The following is a 21,726-nucleotide window of genomic DNA, read 5'->3' on the forward strand; positions in this document are numbered from 1 at the left end:
TTGTTCATGGAGCAACTATTTCTGTCACCATGACGGCGATCACGTCCCCTACAAACTCACAGGCCCCGAAATCGGGGCCTGTTTTATGACTTATCGTCATGACGTGACAGCGATCGCGCAGCGCTCAAGACGCCGCAGCGCCGCGGTCATTACGCACGCCACTGTTTGAAGCGATTGATAAGCCCATTGGTGGAGCTGTCATGACTGCTGACCACCGCGTCATCCTGCAGTTCGGGCAGGATACGGTTAGCCAGCTGTTTGCCCAACTCAACACCCCACTGATCGAAGGTGAAGATGTTCAGGATAGCGCCCTGCGTGAAGATCTTGTGCTCGTAAAGCGCGATCAACGCCCCCAGGCTGTACGGCGTGATTTCCCGCAACAGGATGGAGTTGGTCGGGCGGTTGCCTTCAAACACCTTGAACGGTGCCACGTGTGCCACATCAGCAGCGGATTTGCCCGCAGCGGCGAACTCATCTTCCACCACCTCGCGGGATTTACCGAACGCCAGCGCCTCAGTCTGCGCGAAGAAGTTCGACAGCAACTTGCTGTGGTGGTCGCTCAACGGGTTGTGGGTCGTCGCCGGCGCAATGAAATCACACGGCACCAACTTGGTCCCCTGATGAATCAACTGGTAGAACGCATGCTGACCATTGGTACCCGGCTCACCCCAAATGATAGGGCCAGTCTGGTAATCTACAGCATTGCCGTTGCGGTCAACGTACTTACCGTTGGATTCCATGTTGCCCTGTTGGAAGTAAGCCGCGAAACGATGCATGTACTGATCGTATGGCAGAATCGCTTCAGTTTCCGCGCCAAAAAAGTTGTTGTACCAGATGCCGATCAACGCCAACAGTACCGGCAGGTTTTTCTCAGCCGGGGTGGTGGCGAAATGCTGGTCCATGGCATGTGCACCACTCAGCAATTGCTCGAAGTTATCGAAGCCGACGGAAAGCACAATCGACAGACCAATAGCAGACCACAGCGAGTAGCGACCACCGACCCAGTCCCAGAACTCAAACATGTTGTCGGTATCAATGCCGAATTCGCCAACCGCTTTCGCGTTGGTAGACAGCGCGGCAAAGTGCTTAGCGACATGTTTTTCATCACCAGCAGCCTTGAGGAACCAGTCACGCGCGCTGTGGGCGTTGGTCATGGTTTCCTGGGTGGTAAAGGTCTTGGAGGCCACCAGGAACAGGGTGGTTTCCGGGTTGACGCGTTTGAGCACTTCAGCAATGTGGGTGCCGTCAACGTTGGAAACAAAATGCATGGTCAGGTGATTTTTGTAGGGGCGCAGCGCCTCTGTCACCATGAACGGCCCCAGGTCGGACCCACCGATGCCGATGTTCACCACATCGGTAATCGCCTTACCGGTATACCCTTTCCATTCCCCGCCAATGACGCGCTCGCTGAACTGCTTCATCTTTTGCAGCACGGCGTTCACTTCCGGCATCACATCCTTACCATCAACCACGATCGGCGTATTGCTGCGGTTGCGCAACGCGACATGCAACACGGCGCGATCTTCCGTACGGTTGATCTTCTCGCCGGAGAACATGGATTTAATGGCCGTGGACAGTTCGGTTTCACGCGCCAGCGCCTGCAGTTTTTCCAGCGTTTCAGCGGTGATGCGGTTTTTGGAATAATCCACCAGCATCAAATCGCCGAATGTGGCGGAAAAATGCGAGAAACGATCAGGATCCTGGGCAAAAAGATCGCTAATCTGAACCTCTTTCATCGCGGCAAAATGCTGCTGCAATGCCTGCCAGGCGGCAGTCTGCGTCGGGTTGATATTTTTCATCACACTACTCTTCGGTTTGAGAACAAGTCGGTTTAATAATAAATCGGTCGACAGGCGGGAAACCCCACCCGCATTTACCCCGATTGTATCCCTTAACGCTGTGCTGGGAAGCCCTTTTCTTGCGAAATGCCCCGCCCCCATCCAATGTTGATTGACAGCCGACGCGTTACCCGCTATTTGTAAAAGACTACTTGCGCACGTGTTGCGCAAGCCAGAAGAGGAGCGCCGCCCAGGCAAGGTATCGGAGGAACCGTATCCGATGACGATACCAGAGGGGGAGCAGCGCCGAGACGGACGTAACCTACGGTGTTTACGCTGTCGACTGCAGGGGCTGAATCCCCTGGGTTGTCACCCGCATCGCTTCGCAACGCGAAACGATCAGCAAGGTGGAGCGCTTCTGGGTGTGCCGTAGCCAGTTCCTACGCCTGCCCCCTGCTTACCGCTCTTCCCTTGTGCCAAGGCTTAACGATGGAATGCTGTTGTCGATAACGACGATGACGCCCCTGACACGAGGTTTTTTGAATGTCTGTTAATACGAATGACTCACTGATTATTGCCAAATTCGGCGGCACCAGCGTCGCAGATTTCGACGCCATGAACCGCAGCGCCGACATCGTGCTGTCTGACGCTCAGGTACGCGTGGTGGTACTGTCTGCCTCTGCCGGCGTCACCAACCTGCTGGTGGCGCTGGCTGAAGGTTTGCCGCCGGATGAACGGGCGGCACAACTGGAAAAACTACGCCAGATTCAATACGCCATTATCAACCGTCTCAACCAGCCTGCCGTTATCCGCGAAGAAATTGAACGTATGCTGGAAAACGTAGCCCGCCTGTCGGAAGCGGCGTCGCTGGCTACGTCCAATGCCCTGACCGACGAGCTGGTCAGCCACGGCGAACTGATGTCCACCCTGTTGTTTGTGGAAATCCTGCGTGAGCGTAATGTCGCCGCAGAATGGTTTGACGTGCGTAAAATCATGCGCACCAATGACCGCTTCGGCCGCGCCGAACCAGACTGCGACACGCTCGGTGAGTTAACCCGTAGCCAGTTGGCACCGCGTCTGGCACAAGGTCTGATCATTACCCAGGGCTTTATCGGCAGCGAAGCCAAAGGCCGCACCACCACACTGGGCCGCGGCGGCAGCGATTACACCGCCGCCTTGCTGGGTGAAGCGTTAAACGTTAGCCGCATCGATATCTGGACTGACGTACCCGGTATCTATACTACCGACCCGCGCGTGGTGCCATCAGCCCACCGCATCGACCAGATTACCTTTGAAGAAGCCGCCGAAATGGCGACTTTCGGTGCCAAAGTGCTGCACCCGGCGACGCTGTTGCCCGCCGTACGCAGCGATATTCCGGTATTTGTTGGCTCCAGCAAAGACCCGGCGGCGGGCGGCACGCTGGTGTGCAACAACACCGAAAACCCACCGTTGTTCCGTGCGCTGGCATTGCGCCGTAAACAGACGCTACTGACCCTGCACAGCCTCAACATGCTGCACGCACGCGGCTTTCTGGCGGAAGTGTTCAGCATTCTGGCTCGCCACAACATCTCGGTGGATTTGATCACCACGTCTGAGGTCAATGTCGCGCTGACGCTGGACACAACCGGCTCAACCTCCACCGGCGACAGCCTGCTGTCCAGTGCGCTTTTGACTGAACTCTCCTCGCTGTGTCGGGTGGAAGTGGAAGAGAACATGTCACTGGTAGCGCTGATCGGTAACAAACTGTCGCAAGCCTGCGGTGTCGGCAAAGAAGTGTTCGGTGTACTGGAGCCGTTCAACATTCGCCTTATCTGTTATGGCGCCAGCAGCCATAACCTGTGCTTCCTGGTGCCCTCCAGCGATGCCGAGCAGGTGGTACAGACACTGCACCACAACCTGTTCGAATAAGCCTTCCGTACTGCCGCAACAATCACCACCTCCCGAGGAGGTGGTTAAAGCTGACAACAAAAAAACCGAAATCCATAGGGTTTCGGTTTTTTTTACCTTCACTAAACGGCTATCACCGGGTTACGCCGACGCAGAGGACTCTTCCCGCTCGTCATCCTCGTCTTCCGTCATCATCAACACGTTATAGGCCACCGCGCAGAACAGTGAATTCAGCCGGTTCATATCGCCCAGTAACCCAAGATGCAGCGAACTGGTTTCCAGACTTTGCACATTTTGCTGATGCAGCCTGTCAACATGCGCATGGGAATAACGCCGGTTCAGAATACGGAAACGGTGTTTGGCGCGGCGCAGGCGTCTGGCGCTGGTCACATCCGACGACAGGAATACCGACATCCCCAGACGCAGGTTGTTCATCAGTTGCTCATACAACGTGTTCAGCTCGTCCTGACCTGCCGTTGAGAACCCGCGCAACCCGTCAGGCGTGTGGGCGTCTAAATCGCAAACCACCCGTTCGATGATATCGCCAGCCTGTTCCAGACTGAGCGCCATTTCGATCACTTCTGCCCAGCGTTGGGAATCACGCTTATGCAGGCCAGCTTTTTCAATCTGCGCCAGATAGAGCTTGATGGCGTTATAGAGCACATCCACATCATCATCCAGCTTACGGATCTCGCGCACCGGCGGGCGATTGCCCTGCAGTGCGTCCTGAAACATCTTCAACATCTGTTCAATCACATCGCCAATGCGCAGCGTTTCCCGCGCGGCGTTAGCCAGCGCCAGCGTCGGGGTATCCAGCGCGCTGGTATCGAGATGACGGGGGCGCAGTCGTGGGTCGAGATCGGGCTCAATCCGCACCAGATTACTGCACAACTCCGCCATACGTCCGGCAAACGGCAACAGCAGCAGGCAGCGCACCAGGTTGTACAACAGATGGAAGTAAATCACCCGCTCCGCATCCGGTAATGGCAACGCCTCCATCAGGCCAGCCAGATAGCCGATAGCGGGCAACGCTGGTAGGCAACCGATCAGTTTGAAGAACATACTGCCCAGCGCAACCTGCCGTGCCAACGCACCCTGCGTACTGGCATTCGCCAGCGCGACAATGCCGCTGCCCAGATTGGCACCGATGACCAGACACAACGCCGCATCAAGGGAAATCACATGGCTGGCGGTCAATGTCGCCGTCAGCAATACCGCCGCCAGACTGGAATAACTGACTACAGCGAACACCGCACCGACCAGCGCATCCAGCATCACATCCCCGGTCAGGGACGAAAACAGCACCTGAACACCCGTGGTTTGGGTAATCGGCGTCGCCGACTGCACAATCAACTCCAGCGCCAGCAGAATCAACCCCAGCCCGATAGCAACACGCCCCAGTTGACCGGCCCGGGTCTGTTTCCGGCCGAGAAAGAACACCACGCCAAGGAATATCAACAAGGGTGACAGCCAGGAGAGATCAAACGTCAGCACACGAACCATCAAGGCGGTACCGACATCGGCCCCCAGGATGATGACCAGCGCCGGAGCCAGCGCGATCAACCCCTGCGAAACAAAAGAAATGGTCAGCAGCGCGGTCGCATTACTGCTCTGTACCAGTGCCGTCACGCCTATCCCGGCGAGAAACGCCAGTGGCTTACGGCTCACACTATCGCTGATAGTGCGACGCAAACGTGCGCCGTACACCCGCATAATTCCGGTACGAACAATATGCGTTCCCCACACCAACAGCGCGATGGCAGACAACAAGTTCAACAACGTCAGCACAGAGCCCGGCCTCCTTCAGTTAAAACCGTGGTGATAAACACAGGTATCCCTCCCTAAACCAGGCGCCTCCTGCCCGTATCCGTTCTTGAGGCTGCCATCTTACTGATATCTTATCTATTCTTACGTGAGCCAACGGGGGTAAATACACGTAATTTTTTAAAAACACGGTCTAAATCAAAAACAAGGTGTTTTTCCCCCACGCCGCCTATTTCTGGCGTTATGCTTTTTTCATCAGCCGTTGCAATCAATACCGGCGACGGTAACGTTTCAGCCTTGAGCAAAGGAAATTATGGATGAAGACTAAAACCGCATATGGCCTGAACTGGCTGGCATTGCTCATTATTGTGATTGTGGGCGCCTTCTTCTGGCAACTGACGCCACCTACCGGACTGAAACCCGCCGCCTGGCACTCCGCCGTACTGTTTGTCGCTACTATCATCAGCATTGTGGCGAATGTCTTGCCTATTGGCGCTATTGGCCTCATCAGCATTACCTTGTTCGCCCTAAGCTATGCCGCTGGCGACACCAATGCCAGCGCCTCGATTCAAACTGCATTAAGCGATCTCAACAGTTCGCTTATCTGGTTGATCGTGGTGGCATTCATGATCGCCCGCGGTTTTATCAAAACCGGTCTGGGCCGCCGTATCGCTTTGCAAATGATCCGCCTGTTGGGAAAACGCACACTCGGGCTGGCTTATGGATTAGCCTTCGCCGATCTGGTGCTGTCCCCCGCTATGCCCAGTAACACCGCACGCTGCGGTGGGGTCATTTACCCGATCGCCGACTCGTTAGCTCGCAGCTTCGACTCCAAACCGGAAGACGCCTCCCGCAGTAAGATCGGCACCTTCCTGATTACCTGTATCGGCAACGTGAATGATGTCACCGCCGCCTTGTTCATGACCGGGTACACCGGCAACCTGCTGGCGGTGAAACTGGCAGCCAACGCCGGTGTCACCATCACCTGGGGCAGTTGGTTTGTCGCTGCGGTAGTACCCTGTGTGATTTCGCTGTTGCTGGTACCGCTGTGTGTGTATGTGCTGGCGAAGCCGGAAATTCGCCACACGCCGGACGCGCCGAAACTGGCAATTACCGAACTGCAAAAAATGGGGCGCATGTCGCGCGGTGAATGGCTGATGGCCGTTACCGTGGTTATCCTGCTGGTCTTGTGGATTTTTGGTGACATGCTGGGAGTGGACGCCACCACCGCCTCCTTTGTTGGCCTGTCCTTTTTACTGCTGACTGGCGTACTCAATTGGGAAGACATCAAGAGCGAAAAAGGCGCGTGGGATACGCTGATTTGGTTCGCCGCGTTGCTCATGATGGCTAACCAGTTGAAGAAACTCGGTTTCACTAACTGGTTTGGCGACCTGATCGGCAATAATATCGGTCATCTGATGCAGGGCACCAGTTGGGTACTGGTGTTGTTGTTACTCAATGCCGCCTATTTCTACACCCACTACTTTTTCGCCAGCGGCAACGCGCAAATTGCGGCGCTGTACGCGGTGTTTCTCGGCGTCGGTATCAATCTGCACATCCCGGCGGCACCGATGGCCCTGATGCTGGCGTTCACCAGCAGCCTGTACTGTTCGCTGACCCAATACACCCACGCCCGTGGCCCGATTCTGTTCGGCGCAGGTTACGTCCCCACCGCCGTCTGGTGGCGAACCGGCTTTATCATCAGCCTGATTAATCAGGCGATATTCATGACTGTTGGCCTGTTATGGTGGAAAACCATCGGCCTTTACTAAGCCTGTCAGACATCAAAAAAAGCACAGGCCGGGTTACCCCGGCCTGTTTTTTCTTATCGACGCTACGGGTTAATCAGTCTGCGTCATACCCCAGATTCGGTGCCAGCCAACGCTCAATGTCCTCTATCGGCATCTGCTTACGAACCGCATAGTCTTCCACCTGGTCACGCTGGATTTGCGCCACGGCGAAATACTTGCTGTCCGGATGACTGAAGTACCAGCCAGACACCGACGCACCCGGCCACATGGCGTAGGACTCGGTGAGTTTCATGCCAACGGTGTTGTCCACGTCCAGCAATTGCCAGATGACGGCTTTCTCGGTGTGATCCGGGCAAGCCGGGTACCCCGGTGCCGGGCGAATGCCCTGATAATTTTCGCGGATCAACTCGTCGTTACCGAGGTTCTCGTTCGGCGCATAGCCCCAGTAGACCTTGCGCACCCGCTCGTGCAGGTACTCGGCGAATGCTTCCGCCAGCCGGTCTGCCAGCGCCTTGAGCATGATCTTGTTATAGTCGTCATGCTGCGCTTCCCATTGCGCCGCCAACGCATCTTCTTCCAGACCGCCGGTTACCGCGAACGCACCGAGATAATCCGGCTTGCCACTGGTTTTCGGTGCCACCACATCCGCCAGACAGTAGTTCGGGAAATCCGTCTTTTCGGTTTGCTGACGCAGGTGATGGCTGACGGTCAGCACCTCCGTGCGGCGCTCATCGGTATAGATTTCAACATCATCACCTACCCGGTTAGCCGGGAACAGCCCCACTACGCCACGCGGGTTCAGCGTACCGTTAGCAGACAGGGTATCCAGCATGGCATTCGCATCCGCAAACAGCCGCTTGGCCTCCTCCCCCACCACCTCGTCTTCCAGAATGTTGGGGTATTTGCCCGCCAGCGACCAGGTCATAAAGAACGGCGTCCAGTCAATATAGTTACGCAAAGTCTCGATACTGGCGGTAACTGGTTGTACCCCAAGGCGATGTGCTACTGGTGGCGTATAACTTTCCCAGTCGAGCGGCATCGCGTTATCGCGCGCCACCTCCAGCGACACCGGCGGTGTGCGCGGTTTTTTACGGCCATGCTGGATGCGCACCGTTTCGTATTCTTTGCGGATACGCGCCACAAAGTCATCGCGCTGCGTATCAGAGAGCAGCGCCGACACCACGCCCACCGAGCGCGACGCATTCTGCACGTATACCGTCGGGCCGCTGTAATTCTGCTCGATCTTCACCGCGGTGTGCGCTTTGGAGGTGGTCGCGCCGCCAATCAGCAACGGCAACGTAAAACCCTGGCGCTCCATCTCTTTGGCGACGTTGACCATTTCATCCAACGAGGGGGTAATCAACCCTGACAGGCCGATGATATCGACATGCTCTTCACGCGCCGTCTTGAGAATTTTATCGGTCGGCACCATCACGCCCAAATCGATAATTTCGTAGTTGTTGCACTGCAATACCACGCCAACGATGTTTTTGCCGATGTCGTGTACGTCGCCTTTCACCGTCGCCAACAGAATTTTACCCGCGCTGGACCCTTGCTCTTTACTCGCCTGGATAAACGGCTCCAGGTACGCTACCGCCTGTTTCATGACCCGCGCCGACTTCACCACCTGCGGCAGGAACATCTTACCGGCACCGAACAGGTCGCCGACCACGTTCATGCCGTCCATCAACGGCCCTTCGATCACTTCAATGGGACGTGCCGACTCCGCTCGCGCCTCTTCGGTATCCTGCTCGATAAACTCGGTGATGCCTTTAACCAGCGCGTATTCCAGCCGTTTTTTCACCGGCCAGCCACGCCATTCCGCTTCGCCTTTGTTGCTATCGTCATCGGATTTGCTGCCCCGGTATTTCTCAGCGATCTCCAGCAGCCGCTCGGTGCCGTCGTCGCGCCGGTTGAGAATGACGTCTTCGACGGCATCACGCAGTTCAGCGGGCAGGTCGTCGTAGATAGCCAACTGACCGGCGTTGACGATCCCCATGTCCATGCCATTACGGATGGCGTAATACAGGAACACAGCGTGAATCGCCTCACGTACCGGCTCGTTACCACGAAACGAGAACGACACGTTGGACACACCGCCGGAAATCAGCGCGTGCGGCAACTGGGCTTTGATATCGACGCAAGCCTCAATGAAGTCCACCGCATAGTTGTTGTGCTCTTCAATACCGGTGGCAACAGCAAAAATGTTCGGGTCGAAAATGATGTCTTCCGGCGGGAAACCGACCTCTTCCGTCAGGATCTGGTAAGCACGGCGACAAATTTCGATTTTGCGTGCGCGGGTATCCGCCTGCCCCACTTCGTCAAACGCCATCACCACCACGGCAGCACCGTAGCGGCGCACCAGCCGGGCGTGATGAACAAAGGCTTCCACGCCTTCTTTCATCGAAATCGAGTTGACGATGCCTTTACCCTGAATGCACTTCAGCCCCGCCTCTACCACTTCCCATTTGGAGGAGTCGATCATGATAGGCACACGGGCGATATCCGGTTCACCGGCGATAAGATTCAGGAAACGCACCATCGCCGCTTCGGCGTTAAGCATCCCTTCGTCCATGTTGATGTCGATGATTTGCGCGCCGCTTTCCACCTGTTGGCGCGCCACATCCAGCGCCTCGTTGTACTTCTCTTCTTTGATCAGACGTTTGAATTTGGCAGAGCCGGTAACGTTGGTACGCTCGCCGACGTTAACGAACAACGTGTCATCACCGATATTCAGTGGCTCCAGCCCGGACAAGCGGCAGGCAACTGGCAGCGTCGGCAGCGCGCGCGGCGCGACACCCTCAACGGCTTTCACCATTGCAGCAATGTGTTCTGGCGTGGTACCGCAGCACCCGCCGATGATATTCAGGAAACCAGACTGCGCCCATTCGCCAATCTGGTGCGCCATTTCATCCGCATCCAGATCGTATTCACCAAAGGCGTTCGGCAGCCCGGCGTTGGGGTGTGCGGTGACATAACATTCAGCAATGCGCGATAACTCCGCCACATACTGGCGCAGCTCATCCGGCCCCAGTGCACAGTTCAAACCGAACGACAGCGGCCGGGCATGGCGTAGCGAGTTATAAAACGCCTCGGTGGTCTGCCCGGACAGGGTACGGCCGGAAGCGTCGGTAATGGTGCCGGAAATCATCACTGGCAGCGTGACACCCAGCGCCTCGAATTCGGTTTCTACCGCAAAAATAGCGGCCTTCGCGTTCAGCGTGTCAAAAATCGTTTCAATCAGGATGATATCAACGCCGCCGTCAATCAGCGCGCGGGTCGATTCCCGGTAGGCAGCCACCAGTTGGTCAAAACTGACATTACGATACGCCGGGTCGTTCACATCCGGTGAGATTGACGCGGTGCGGTTAGTCGGCCCCAAGACCCCGGCCACATAGCGTGGACGCTCTGGCGTACGTGCCGTCCACTCATCGGCGCAAGCTCGCGCCAGACGGGCGGCGACCGTGTTGATTTCCGCCGATAGCGCTTCCATCTGGTAGTCGGCCATGGCGATACGGGTGGCGTTGAAGGTGTTGGTTTCCAGAATATCCGCGCCCGCGGCCAGATAATCGTGATGAATGGCGGTGATGACTTCCGGCTTACTCAGCACCAGCAGGTCGTTATTCCCTTTCAGGTCGCAGTGCCAGTCGGCAAAACGTTCACCGCGATAATCTTCCTCCTGCAGGCGGTAACTCTGGATCATGGTGCCCATGCCGCCATCCAGAATCATAATGCGCTGCGCCAGTTGCTGCTGTAATGCCTGTAACCGATTTGCCATCATCTTATTCTCGTTATTACCCTCGTCTGTGCGAATACTTATCCTAGCACAAGAGTGCGTCGTGCCAGCGCTGCGCACCGTTGATAACCCCATCTGATAAGACGGTTGCATTCTGCGCTAAAAAAACGAAAATCGATTCCATGATATGAAAAAGGAAACCGATGATGACGCCACCCGAACCCGCCAAACGCGGTAAAAAACCCCGCGCTACCACGGCCAGCACAGCGCAACCCGCCGGTCAGGTACAATCGCTGACCCGTGGCCTGACACTGCTGGAATATATCGCCAAGGCCAACGGCAGCATCGCGCTGACCGATCTGGCCCAACAAGCAGGCCTGCCCAACTCCACCACACACCGATTGCTGACCACCATGCAACAGCAAGGCTTTGTTCGCCAGGTCGGTGATTTAGGATTATGGACCATCGGTACCCATGCGTTTATCGTCGGCAGTAGCTTTCTGCAAAGCAGAAATCTGCTCAGCCTGGTGCACCCAATGCTGCGTCAGTTGATGGAAAGCTCCGGTGAAACGGTGAATCTGGCTGTGCTGGACCAAACCGATTATCAGGCAATCATCATCGATCAGGTGCAGTGTACCGCGCTGATGCGTATGTCAGCGCCTATCGGTGGCAAGCTGCCGATGCACGCCTCCGGTGCCGGAAAAGCGTTTCTCGCTATGTTGCCGGATGACAAAGTCACCCAGTTACTGCACCGCAAAGGGTTACACAGCTATACCCCACACACCCTAAGCGCCCAGACGTTGAAAGAGAATCTGACGGCGATTCGCCGCCAGGGTTACTCGCTGGACGATGAAGAACATGCGTTAGGCTTACGGTGTGTCGCCGCCTGCATTCTCGATGAACACCACGAAGCCTTTGCCGCTATCTCTATTTCCGGGCCAGTGTCCCGCATCACCGACAGCCGCATTACCGAACTGGGTGCGCTGGTGATTAAGGCGGCCAAAGAAATTAGCTACCAATACGGTGGCGCACGTTAAGCTGCATCAGCACATCATGACGTCAGCGCGCTGTCTGGCGTCACCGGGTCGGCATAGCGCAAGCTAAAGCGCTTTCTGCGCCGATAGGCGTAGACATCCTCGATATGACCGCTGCTGATCCGCTGCTGTAACGCCCGCCAGTACTCAGCCCGAAACAGGTCGGCGTGCAGTTCTTCGAACAGCGGTAGCAAACGGCGGTCACTACACAAAAACTGGCGGAACTCCTCGGGAAAGACATCATTCGGCCCAACGCTATACCAGGGTTCTGCTGCCAGCTCGTCCGCCGGATCGCGCGGTGGAGGTATATCGCGGAAATTCACTTCGGTCATGTAACAGATTTCATCGTAGTCATAAAACACTACCCTGCCGTGACGGGTCACACCGAAGTTCTTGAACAGCATATCGCCGGGGAAAATATTGGCGGCCGCCAGTTGTCGGATGGCGTTGCCGTACTCCTCAATCACATCGCGCAGCGCCTGCCCGCTAGCCTGCTCCAGATAGATATTCAGCGGTGTCATTCGCCGCTCCATATACAGATGGCGGATGACCAGCCGGTCGCCCAGATCTTCCAGCTTGTCTGGTACTTCCCGCCACAGCTCCGCCAGCAGTTCAGGGCTGATGCGCGCTTTCTCCAGCACGAAGTTTTCATACTCCTGCGTATCAGCCATGCGTCCGACGCGGTCATGCTCCTTCACCAGCCGATAGCACTCGCGTACCCGTGCCTCGCTGACCTCTTTTTGCGGCGCAAACTTGTCTTTGATCACCTTGAACACCCGATCGAACGTCGGCAGTGTAAACACCAGCATCACCATCCCTTTCACGCCCGGCGCGATAATAAACGGCTCCTGAGTGCTGGCGATAAAATCGAGGTATTCCCGGTAGTATTCGGTCTTGCTGTGCTTCTGACACCCAATAGCCAGATACAATTCAGCCGTTGTTTTACCCGGTAAAATGTCCCGCAGCCAGGCCACCAGTGCCGACGGCAACGGCGCGTAGACCATGAAGTAGGAACGGGCGAAACCAAATACAATACTGGCGTCCGAGTGACGAGTCAGGCAGGTATCCAGAAACAACGCACCGCGTTCGTTATGGTGAATCGGCAGTAAAAAGGGAAATACGCCCCCCGGTAAACGCAGTTTCCCCACCAGCCAGGCTGCTTTATTACGATAGAAAAGCTCGTTGGCTACCTGCAGCGAAGCTTTAGCCAGCGATGCCGTCGGAAACGCCTCCCGCAGCGATCGCTCCACATAGCCGATATCCCGTGCCAGGTCTTCCCACGGCAACCGCAATGGCAGTGCCGTCAACACCGCTTCCAGCATGGCCGCCCACCCATTGTCAGGCGTATAAGTTCGGGCCAGTGGTCGTGGAATCTCTTGAAAGCGTCTCGCGGGCTGCGAGCTGAACACAAACAGCTTGTCCGGCGTCAGCTCCCGATGATGAAACAACCGACAATACACGGAGTTGAAGAAGCTCTCGGCAATTTCGAAGCGGGGATAATCTGGCAGCAAGGCGGTGTAAATCTGTTTAACCCGGGCGACGAAGGTGGCCTCATAACATTGCCGGTCAGTAATACAACCCAGTTGTTCGACGACCAGCCCAACATGGTGATCGTAGAGCTGGATACGCTGCTTCATCGCCTGCTGTACCGCATGCCAGTCTGCCTGTTCGAAGCGCTGCTGCGCCCCGGCAGTGATTTCCAAAAACCGACCATACTGCGCATCGAACCCTTGCAGAATGGTCTGTGCCACCAGTTTTTCCCGTCCCCGACTCATCCAACTCTCCTCTTTGGCCATCGACATAACGACACGCGGCCAGCATCAGGCTGGCCGCGATAGGGCGGATAATCCGCGTCAGAACTGTTGTTCTTCTGTCGATCCGGTCAGCGCCGTCACCGACGACACACCTCCCTGAATCAGCGTGGTCACTTTGTCAAAGTAACCGGTCCCCACCTCCTGCTGGTGAGAAGAGAAGGTGTAACCTTGTTGAATGGCCGCAAATTCCGGCTGCTGTACTTTCTCCACATAGTGTTTCATCCCTTCGCCTTGCGCATAGGCATGCGCCAGATCGAACATGTTGAACCACATGCTGTGAATACCCGCCAGCGTAATGAACTGGTATTTGTAGCCCATCGCCGACAGTTCGTCCTGGAAATGAGCGATGGTGCGATCGTCCAGATTCTTCTTCCAGTTGAATGATGGCGAACAGTTATACGCCAGCAGCTTACCGGGGAAACGGGCATGAATCGCCTCGGCAAAACGCCGCGCCTGTTCCAGATCCGGCTTAGAGGTTTCACACCACACCAAATCGGCGTAAGGGGCATACGCCAGTCCACGACTGATGGCCTGCTCTACACCAGCGCGGGTGCGGTAAAACCCCTCCACCGTACGTTCACCGGTAATAAAGTCCCGGTCGTAGTCATCACAATCCGAAGTCAGCAGATCAGCCGCATCCGCATCAGTTCGCGCCACCAGCAATGTCGGCACGCCCAACACATCGGCCGCCAGACGAGCCGCCACCAGCTTCTGTACCGCTTCCTGCGTCGGTACCAGCACTTTGCCACCCATATGACCGCATTTCTTCACCGACGCCAGTTGGTCTTCAAAATGCACGGCGGCCGCACCGGCTTCAATCATCGATTTCATTAACTCAAACGCATTCAACACCCCACCAAAACCGGCTTCCGCATCGGCCACGATCGGTAAGAAGTAATCGGTGTAACGCGGGTCATCCTGTCCGATACCGTTAGCCCACTGAATTTGATCCGCACGGCGGAAGGTATTATTAATGCGCTGCACTACCGCCGGCACCGAGTTAGACGGATACAACGACTGGTCCGGGTACATACTGGCGGCCAGGTTGGCATCTGCCGCCACCTGCCAGCCGGACAGATACACCGCTTCCAGCCCGGCTTTCGCCTGCTGCAATGCCTGCCCACCGGTGAGCGCGCCAAGGCAGTTGACGTAGCCTTTGCGTGACTTACCGTTCAATAACTTCCACAGTTTTTCCGCCCCCAGTTGCGCCAGTGTACAGGCAGGGTTCACTGAACCACGCAAATTCACCACATCCTCGGCGCGATACGGGCGGGTGATGCCTTCCCAGCGCGGGGTATTCCACTCTTTTTCCAGTTGCTCGATTTGTTGGGTACGAGAGGTGTTCATAGCGATTCCTTTTTTAAACAGGATTAATCAAGTAAGTCGTAACCGGGTAAGGTAAGAAAATCGATTAGCGCGTCTTGCGTGGTGATACGCTCCATCAGTCTGCCTGCTTCCTCGAAGCGACCGCTATCGAAGCGGGTGTCACCCAGCTCACTACGGATAACCTGCATCTCTTCAGCCAGCATCTGGCAGAACAAGGCTTTGGTCACCACGCGGCCATCACTGAGGGTTTTGCCATGGTGAATCCACTGCCAGATGGAGGTGCGGGAGATCTCTGCGGTGGCCGCGTCCTCCATCAGACCGTAAATCGGTACGCAACCGTTGCCGGAAATCCAGGCTTCGATGTATTGCACGGCTACGCGGATATTGGCACGCATACCCGCTTCGGTACGCTCACCTGGGCAAGGGGCCAGCAGTTCATCAGCGGTTACCGGGGCATCATCTTCACGCAGCACATCCAACTGATTGGGGCGATCACCCAGCAAGCGGTCAAACACCGGCATCACGGTGTCAGCCAAACCGGGGTGGGCAATCCAGGTGCCATCATGACCATTGCGCGCTTCCAGCTCTTTGTCCTGCCTGACCTTCTCTTGCACCCATGCGTTACGCTCCGCCTCTTTGCTGGGTATGAATGCAGCCATCCCCCCCATAGCAAATGCACCGCGCCGGTGACAGGTTTTGATCAGCAAACGCGAGTAAGCGCTCAGGAACGGTTTGTCCATCGTTACCGACTGGCGGTCTGGTAATACGCGGTCCGGGTGATTCTTCAACGTTTTGATGTAACTGAAGATATAGTCCCAACGGCCGCAGTTCAGCCCAACGATATGGTCACGCAGGTGATACAGGATCTCGTCCATCTGGAACACAGCAGGCAAGGTTTCAATCAATACCGTCGCTTTAATAGTGCCGCGCGCTAAACCGAACTGGTCTTCGGTGTAACTGAACACCTCGCTCCACCAGGCTGCTTCCTGCCAGGATTGGGTTTTCGGCAAATAGAAATACGGGCCGCTGCCTTTTGCCAACAGTTGGCGGTAGTTGTGGAAAAAATAGAGCGCGAAATCAAACAGGCTGCCGGGGATAGGCTCATCATTCCACAGCACATGTTTTTCCGGCAGGTGTAACCCACGAACCCGACAAATCAACACCGCGGGATTGGGCTTGAGCTGATAAATCTTTCCCGCCTCGTTGGTGTAGGCGATGGAGCCACGTACCGCGTCACGCAGGTTGATTTGCCCCTCGATCACTTTTGACCAACTGGGTGCCAGTGAGTCTTCAAAGTCTGCCATGAAGACTTTCACATTGGCGTTCAGGGCGTTAATCACCATTTTGCGTTCCACCGGGCCGGTAATCTCTACCCGGCGATCCAACAAGTCATTCGGAATACCACGAACTTTCCAGTCAGAATTTTTTATGGAATCCATTTCCGAAATAAAACCCGGTAATTCACCACTATCAATCCGCGCCTGTATTACCTGACGTTCGGCCAGCAGGTGATTGCGCTGCGATGTAAACCGGCTTACCAGCGCAGTGAGAAAATCAACCGCCTCCGTCGTCAGAATCTGCCGTTCCGCGTCACCTAACGCTGCGGTGAATACCAGTTCCCTGCTTATCGTCTGTTGTGTCATGTCGTCGTTCCTTTTTGCTCCACCATCTTCGCCTTATTGGCTGCTCAATCTGCGAACTTAACTCGAACGTTTTTCAGCCAACAGAACTAAGCCTAATCCAATAAAATTAAAAATCAAAAACTATTTCCATTTTATAAAAAAATAACAAACAACCATTTGATTAATAAAAGGTTAAATTTTTATGCAATAGAGAAACCTATTTCATACATCATGAAAAATGTACAAGGAGGAGCCTGTCGTATACCAACAGGAAAAGAAAAGGCGCCGTTAGGCGCCTGACAGGAAAAATGGAGGTAGGGAGAATCAGTCCAGTGTAGGGTTCATATGACGCAAGTCGAACGGCGTGATCTGGTAAACGTAGTAATTCAGCCAATTGGAAAACAGCAGATGCCCGTGGCTACGCCAGGTAGCCCTTGGGGTTTTCTCAGGGTTATCGTCTGGAAAGTAATTTACCGGGATCACCGGCTCCAGGCCGGCTTCATGGTCACGGAAATACTCACCCGACAGGGTCAACGCATCATACTCAGGATGGCCGGTAACAAACGCCAGCCGCTTGTCCTTGCTGGCAAACAAATAGGCGCCTGCTTCATCAGACTCCACCAGAATATCCAAATCGGTATGCTCGCGGATAACACTGGAAGGAAAATCGGCATAACGGGAGTGCGGAGCCAGAAAAGTTTCATCAAAGCCACGCGTCAGCAAGGCATGAGGCTGCAACGTAAGGTGTGAATATACCCCAGATAACTTCACCTCGCGGGTCAGTTTGGGAATACCGTACAGGACATTCAGTGCGGCCTGAACCGCCCAGCACACAAACAGAGTGGAAGTGACATGTTCCTTAGCCCACTTAACAATCCGCTCGATCTGCGGCCAATACACCACATCACAAAAATCGACCAAGCCCAGCGGTGCGCCGGTCACAATCAGGCCGTCAAAGTTCTCGTGCTCGATATCTTCAAAATCGCAGTAGAAGTTGTTGAGGTGCTCTACCGGCGTGTTCTTCGATTCTCGGCTATCGATACGCAGCAATTGAATATCTATCTGCAGTGGTGAGTTCGACAGCAGCCTCAGAAACTGGTTTTCCGTTTCGATCTTCTTTGGCATCAGGTTAAGCACCAACACCTTCAAAGGACGAATTTCCTGTGTCTTTGCTCGGGAAGACGCCATCACAAAGACGTTTTCATTACGCAAAAAGCTGACTGCTGGCAACTCATCAGGAACCCGGATTGGCATAGCCTACACCTCACTGCACACGTTTATACGTTTATACGTTTAGACTTCTAGGCAGCTAAAGATAGCGATTTTCAGCGGCAATGTCGAGCGCATAACCCTCTGGTTGAAAATCTTTCATAAGAAATTCGATTTGTATATCCATCTTTAGCATAAGAGTGAAGAGCAAGGCAGAGTGGGGTCGAATGAAGCCTCGATAATGGGGAAAAACAAAAAGGATACAGAGGAGAAGCGATGAGGTATGAAAGCGACGGTGGAACCGATGCCCGGATGAAGAGGCTCGCGTATAAATCAGCGTAATCAAGGCACCCTGTCAGAAGTGACTGACCCGCTGTCTCAGGCTGCCGTCGGACGATACCCAGTAAAATCCCGGCGCTAACCAGTGCTCGTTGGGCGCATTGACCCGGCTCAACCGGTCATTGTCCACCCGGTCATTCACCCGAAAACCAAAAAACAAAAGGCCCGGTCTTTCGACCGGGCCCTTCGCTTTGTTTGATGCCTGGCAGTTCCCTACTCTCGCATGGGGAGACCCCACACTACCATCGGCGCTACGGCGTTTCACTTCTGAGTTCGGCATGGGGTCAGGTGGGACCACCGCGCTCTCGCCGCCAGGCAAATTCTTTCGACGTCTTTCAACGTCCTAATCCTTCATGTCGCCGTGTACCAGTGCACACCACGACATCAATCCTCGAACAAGCTAAAATCGCGTCTCTCTCACCAAAACACCTTCGGTGTTGTAAGGTTAAGCCTCTCGGGTCATTAGTACTGGTTAGCTCAACGTATCACTACGCTTACACACCCAGCCTATCAACGTCCTCGTCTCGAACGTCCCTTCAGGGGCCTCAAGGGCCCAGGGAAGACTCATCTCGGGGCAAGTTTCCCGCTTAGATGCTTTCAGCGGTTATCTCTTCCGCACGTAGCTACCGGGCAGTGCCATTGGCATGACAACCCGAACACCAGCGGTGCGTTCACTCCGGTCCTCTCGTACTAGGAGCAACCCCCCTCAATCTTCCAACGCCCACGGCAGATAGGGACCGAACTGTCTCACGACGTTCTAAACCCAGCTCGCGTACCACTTTAAATGGCGAACAGCCATACCCTTGGGACCTACTTCAGCCCCAGGATGTGATGAGCCGACATCGAGGTGCCAAACACCGCCGTCGATATGAACTCTTGGGCGGTATCAGCCTGTTATCCCCGGAGTACCTTTTATCCGTTGAGCGATGGCCCTTCCATTCAGAACCACCGGATCACTAAGACCTGCTTTCGCACCTGCTCGAGCCGTCACTCTCGCAGTCAAGCTAGCTTATGCCTTTGCACTAACCTCCTGATGTCCGACCAGGATTAGCTAACCTTCGTGCTCCTCCGTTACTCTTTGGGAGGAGACCGCCCCAGTCAAACTACCCACCAGACACTGTCCCCAGCCCGGATTACGGGCCCAGGTTAGAACATCAAACATTAAAGGGTGGTATTTCAAGGTTGGCTCCATGCAGACTGGCGTCCACACTTCAAAGCCTCCCACCTATCCTACACATCAAGGCTCAAGGTTCAGTGTCAAGCTATAGTAAAGGTTCACGGGGTCTTTCCGTCTTGCCGCGGGTACACTGCATCTTCACAGCGAGTTCAATTTCACTGAGTCTCGGGTGGAGACAGCCTGGCCATCATTACGCCATTCGTGCAGGTCGGAACTTACCCGACAAGGAATTTCGCTACCTTAGGACCGTTATAGTTACGGCCGCCGTTTACCGGGGCTTCGATCAAGAGCTTCTCCTTACGGATAACCCCATCAATTAACCTTCCGGCACCGGGCAGGCGTCACACCGTATACGTCCACTTTCGTGTTTGCACAGTGCTGTGTTTTTATTAAACAGTTGCAGCCAGCTGGTATCTGCGACTCCCGTCAGCTCCATCCGCAAGGGACTTCACCAACAGGAGCGTGCCTTCTCCCGAAGTTACGGCACCATTTTGCCTAGTTCCTTCACCCGAGTTCTCTCAAGCGCCTGAGTATTCTCTACCTGACCACCTGTGTCGGTTTGGGGTACGATTCAATGTTACCTGATGCTTAGAGGCTTTTCCTGGAAGCCGGGCATCTGTCACTTCAGCACCGTAGTGCCTCGTCATCACGCCTCAGTGTTAACAGCAGACCGGATTTACCTGGTCCACCCACCTGCACGCTTAAACCGGGACAACCGTCGCCCGGATGACATAGCCTTCTCCGTCCCCCCTTCGCAGTAACACCAAGTACAGGAATATTAACCTGTTTCCCATCGACTACGCTTTTCAGCCTCGCCTTAGGGGTCGACTCACCCTGCCCCGATTAACGTTGGACAGGAACCCTTGGTCTTCCGGCGTGCGGGTTTTTCACCCGCATTATCGTTACTTATGTCAGCATTCGCACTTCTGATACCTCCAGCAGCCCTCACAGGCCACCTTCACAGGCTTACAGAACGCTCCCCTACCCAACAACACATAGTGTCGCTGCCGCAGCTTCGGTGCATGGTTTTAGCCCCGTTACATCTTCCGCGCAGGCCGACTCGACCAGTGAGCTATTACGCTTTCTTTAAATGATGGCTGCTTCTAAGCCAACATCCTGGCTGTCTGGGCCTTCCCACATCGTTTCCCACTTAACCATGACTTTGGGACCTTAGCTGGCGGTCTGGGTTGTTTCCCTCTTCACGACGGACGTTAGCACCCGCCGTGTGTCTCCCGTGATAACATTCTTCGGTATTCGCAGTTTGCATCGGGTTGGTAAGCCGGGATGGCCCCCTAGCCGAAACAGTGCTCTACCCCCGAAGATGAATTCACGAGGCGCTACCTAAATAGCTTTCGGGGAGAACCAGCTATCTCCCGGTTTGATTGGCCTTTCACCCCCAGCCACAAGTCATCCGCTAATTTTTCAACATTAGTCGGTTCGGTCCTCCAGTTAGTGTTACCCAACCTTCAACCTGCCCATGGCTAGATCACCGGGTTTCGGGTCTATACCCTGCAACTAGACGCCCAGTTAAGACTCGGTTTCCCTGCGGCTCCCCTATTCGGTTAACCTTGCTACAGAATATAAGTCGCTGACCCATTATACAAAAGGTACGCAGTCACACCTAAAAGGTGCTCCCACTGCTTGTACGTACACGGTTTCAGGTTCTATTTCACTCCCCTCGCCGGGGTTCTTTTCGCCTTTCCCTCACGGTACTGGTTCACTATCGGTCAGTCAGGAGTATTTAGCCTTGGAGGATGGTCCCCCCATGTTCAGACAGGATACCACGTGTCCCGCCCTACTCGTCGAACTCACGACCTGTGCATCTTCGTGTACGGGACTGTCACCCTGTATCGTGCGCCTTTCCAGACGCTTCCACTGACACACAAGCCGATTCAGGTTCTGGGCTCCTCCCCGTTCGCTCGCCGCTACTGGGGGAATCTCGGTTGATTTCTTTTCCTCGGGGTACTGAGATGTTTCAGTTCCCCCGGTTCGCCTCATTAACCTATGGATTCAGTTAATGATAGTGTGACGAATCACACTGGGTTTCCCCATTCGGGTATCGTCGGGTATAACGGTTCATATCACCTTGCCGACGCTTTTCGCAGATTAGCACGCCCTTCATCGCCTCTGACTGCCTAGGCATCCACCGTGTACGCTTAGTCGCTTAACCTCACAACCCGAAAGTGTCTCGGGGTATGAGTATTTTGAGAGACTCGAACAACACATGAATTCTCACTCACATGCTGTCGTTTCAATTTTTCAGCTTGTTCCGGATTGTTAAAGAGCAGA

At 55.0% G+C, this 21,726-nt stretch carries 10 protein-coding genes, 2 rRNA genes and 1 riboswitch; of the genes, 3 read left to right on the forward strand and 9 right to left on the reverse strand.

All coding sequences use genetic code 11. The features are described from left to right. Window positions 1-149 precede the first annotated feature (149 nt). Window positions 150-1,799, reverse strand: coding sequence for a glucose-6-phosphate isomerase (pgi, locus tag FAZ14_RS07290; protein WP_016940769.1), 1,650 nt, complete (start codon window positions 1,797-1,799; stop codon window positions 150-152). A 207-nt stretch (window positions 1,800-2,006) separates the two neighbouring features. Then, window positions 2,007-2,204, forward strand: a riboswitch (Lysine riboswitch). 117 nt (window positions 2,205-2,321) lie between these two features. Between pgi and lysC the strand changes: the two genes are divergently transcribed. Next, window positions 2,322-3,686, forward strand: a complete 1,365-nt coding sequence (lysC, locus tag FAZ14_RS07295) for a lysine-sensitive aspartokinase 3 (protein WP_016940770.1) — start codon at window positions 2,322-2,324, stop codon at window positions 3,684-3,686. A 120-nt stretch (window positions 3,687-3,806) separates the two neighbouring features. On the opposite strand, the gene FAZ14_RS07300 is transcribed toward lysC, so the two are convergent. Continuing rightward, the gene (locus FAZ14_RS07300; RefSeq protein WP_016940771.1) at window positions 3,807-5,453 is read right to left on the reverse strand and encodes a Na/Pi cotransporter family protein; all 1,647 of its coding nucleotides are present in this window, start codon (window positions 5,451-5,453) and stop codon (window positions 3,807-3,809) included. 293 nt (window positions 5,454-5,746) lie between these two features. Here FAZ14_RS07300 and FAZ14_RS07305 point away from each other — a divergent pair, with 293 nt between their 5' ends. Continuing rightward, on the forward strand, window positions 5,747-7,201 hold the full coding sequence (locus FAZ14_RS07305) for a DASS family sodium-coupled anion symporter (RefSeq protein ID WP_016940772.1): 1,455 nt from the start codon (window positions 5,747-5,749) through the stop codon (window positions 7,199-7,201). A gap of 73 nt (window positions 7,202-7,274) precedes the next feature. On the opposite strand, the gene metH is transcribed toward FAZ14_RS07305, so the two are convergent. After that, the gene (gene metH, locus FAZ14_RS07310) at window positions 7,275-10,958 is read right to left on the reverse strand and encodes a methionine synthase (protein WP_020477012.1); all 3,684 of its coding nucleotides are present in this window, start codon (window positions 10,956-10,958) and stop codon (window positions 7,275-7,277) included. A gap of 164 nt (window positions 10,959-11,122) precedes the next feature. On the opposite strand from metH, the gene iclR reads away from it, so the two are divergent. Then, the gene (gene iclR, locus FAZ14_RS07315; RefSeq protein ID WP_012886319.1) at window positions 11,123-11,953 is read left to right on the forward strand and encodes a glyoxylate bypass operon transcriptional repressor IclR; all 831 of its coding nucleotides are present in this window, start codon (window positions 11,123-11,125) and stop codon (window positions 11,951-11,953) included. Window positions 11,954-11,967: 14 nt separating this feature from the next. Here the strand turns inward: iclR and aceK are convergent, their stop codons facing one another. The 6 genes from aceK to FAZ14_RS07345 all read right to left on the reverse strand — a co-directional run bounded on the left by aceK (window position 11,968) and on the right by FAZ14_RS07345 (window position 21,607). Further along, window positions 11,968-13,725 carry a bifunctional isocitrate dehydrogenase kinase/phosphatase gene (gene aceK, locus FAZ14_RS07320; protein WP_016940774.1) on the reverse strand — a complete coding sequence of 586 codons (1,758 nt, stop codon included), beginning with the start codon at window positions 13,723-13,725 and terminating at the stop codon, window positions 11,968-11,970. A gap of 78 nt (window positions 13,726-13,803) precedes the next feature. After that, window positions 13,804-15,111 (reverse strand): isocitrate lyase, encoded by a 1,308-nt coding sequence (aceA, locus tag FAZ14_RS07325; protein ID WP_016940775.1) that lies wholly within the window; start codon window positions 15,109-15,111, stop codon window positions 13,804-13,806. A 23-nt stretch (window positions 15,112-15,134) separates the two neighbouring features. Beyond that, window positions 15,135-16,733, reverse strand: a complete 1,599-nt coding sequence (gene aceB / locus FAZ14_RS07330; protein WP_016940776.1) for a malate synthase A — start codon at window positions 16,731-16,733, stop codon at window positions 15,135-15,137. A 303-nt stretch (window positions 16,734-17,036) separates the two neighbouring features. Continuing rightward, window positions 17,037-17,966, reverse strand: coding sequence for a homoserine O-acetyltransferase MetA (metA, locus tag FAZ14_RS07335; RefSeq protein ID WP_016940777.1), 930 nt, complete (start codon window positions 17,964-17,966; stop codon window positions 17,037-17,039). Window positions 17,967-18,460: 494 nt separating this feature from the next. Next, window positions 18,461-18,576: ribosomal RNA gene (rrf, locus tag FAZ14_RS07340) — 5S ribosomal RNA — on the reverse strand. Window positions 18,577-18,701: 125 nt separating this feature from the next. After that, window positions 18,702-21,607: ribosomal RNA gene (locus FAZ14_RS07345) — 23S ribosomal RNA — on the reverse strand. Window positions 21,608-21,726 lie beyond the last annotated feature (119 nt).

Origin of the sequence: Dickeya oryzae, assembly GCF_009372235.1 — a bacterium.
GTDB classification, from domain to species: domain Bacteria; phylum Pseudomonadota; class Gammaproteobacteria; order Enterobacterales; family Enterobacteriaceae; genus Dickeya; species Dickeya oryzae.

Excerpts from the sequence above, each read along its gene's own strand:
- pgi (WP_016940769.1), bottom strand. The coding sequence starts at position 1,799 with ATGAAAAATATCAACCCGACGCAGACTGCCGCCTGGCAGGCATTGCAG.
- lysC (WP_016940770.1), top strand. The coding sequence starts at position 2,322 with ATGTCTGTTAATACGAATGACTCACTGATTATTGCCAAATTCGGCGGC.
- FAZ14_RS07305 (WP_016940772.1), top strand. The coding sequence starts at position 5,747 with ATGAAGACTAAAACCGCATATGGCCTGAACTGGCTGGCATTGCTCATT.
- metH (WP_020477012.1), bottom strand. The coding sequence starts at position 10,958 with ATGGCAAATCGGTTACAGGCATTACAGCAGCAACTGGCGCAGCGCATT.
- iclR (WP_012886319.1), top strand. The coding sequence starts at position 11,123 with ATGACGCCACCCGAACCCGCCAAACGCGGTAAAAAACCCCGCGCTACC.
- aceK (WP_016940774.1), bottom strand. The coding sequence starts at position 13,725 with ATGAGTCGGGGACGGGAAAAACTGGTGGCACAGACCATTCTGCAAGGG.
- aceA (WP_016940775.1), bottom strand. The coding sequence starts at position 15,111 with ATGAACACCTCTCGTACCCAACAAATCGAGCAACTGGAAAAAGAGTGG.
- aceB (WP_016940776.1), bottom strand. The coding sequence starts at position 16,733 with ATGACACAACAGACGATAAGCAGGGAACTGGTATTCACCGCAGCGTTA.
- metA (WP_016940777.1), bottom strand. The coding sequence starts at position 17,966 with ATGCCAATCCGGGTTCCTGATGAGTTGCCAGCAGTCAGCTTTTTGCGT.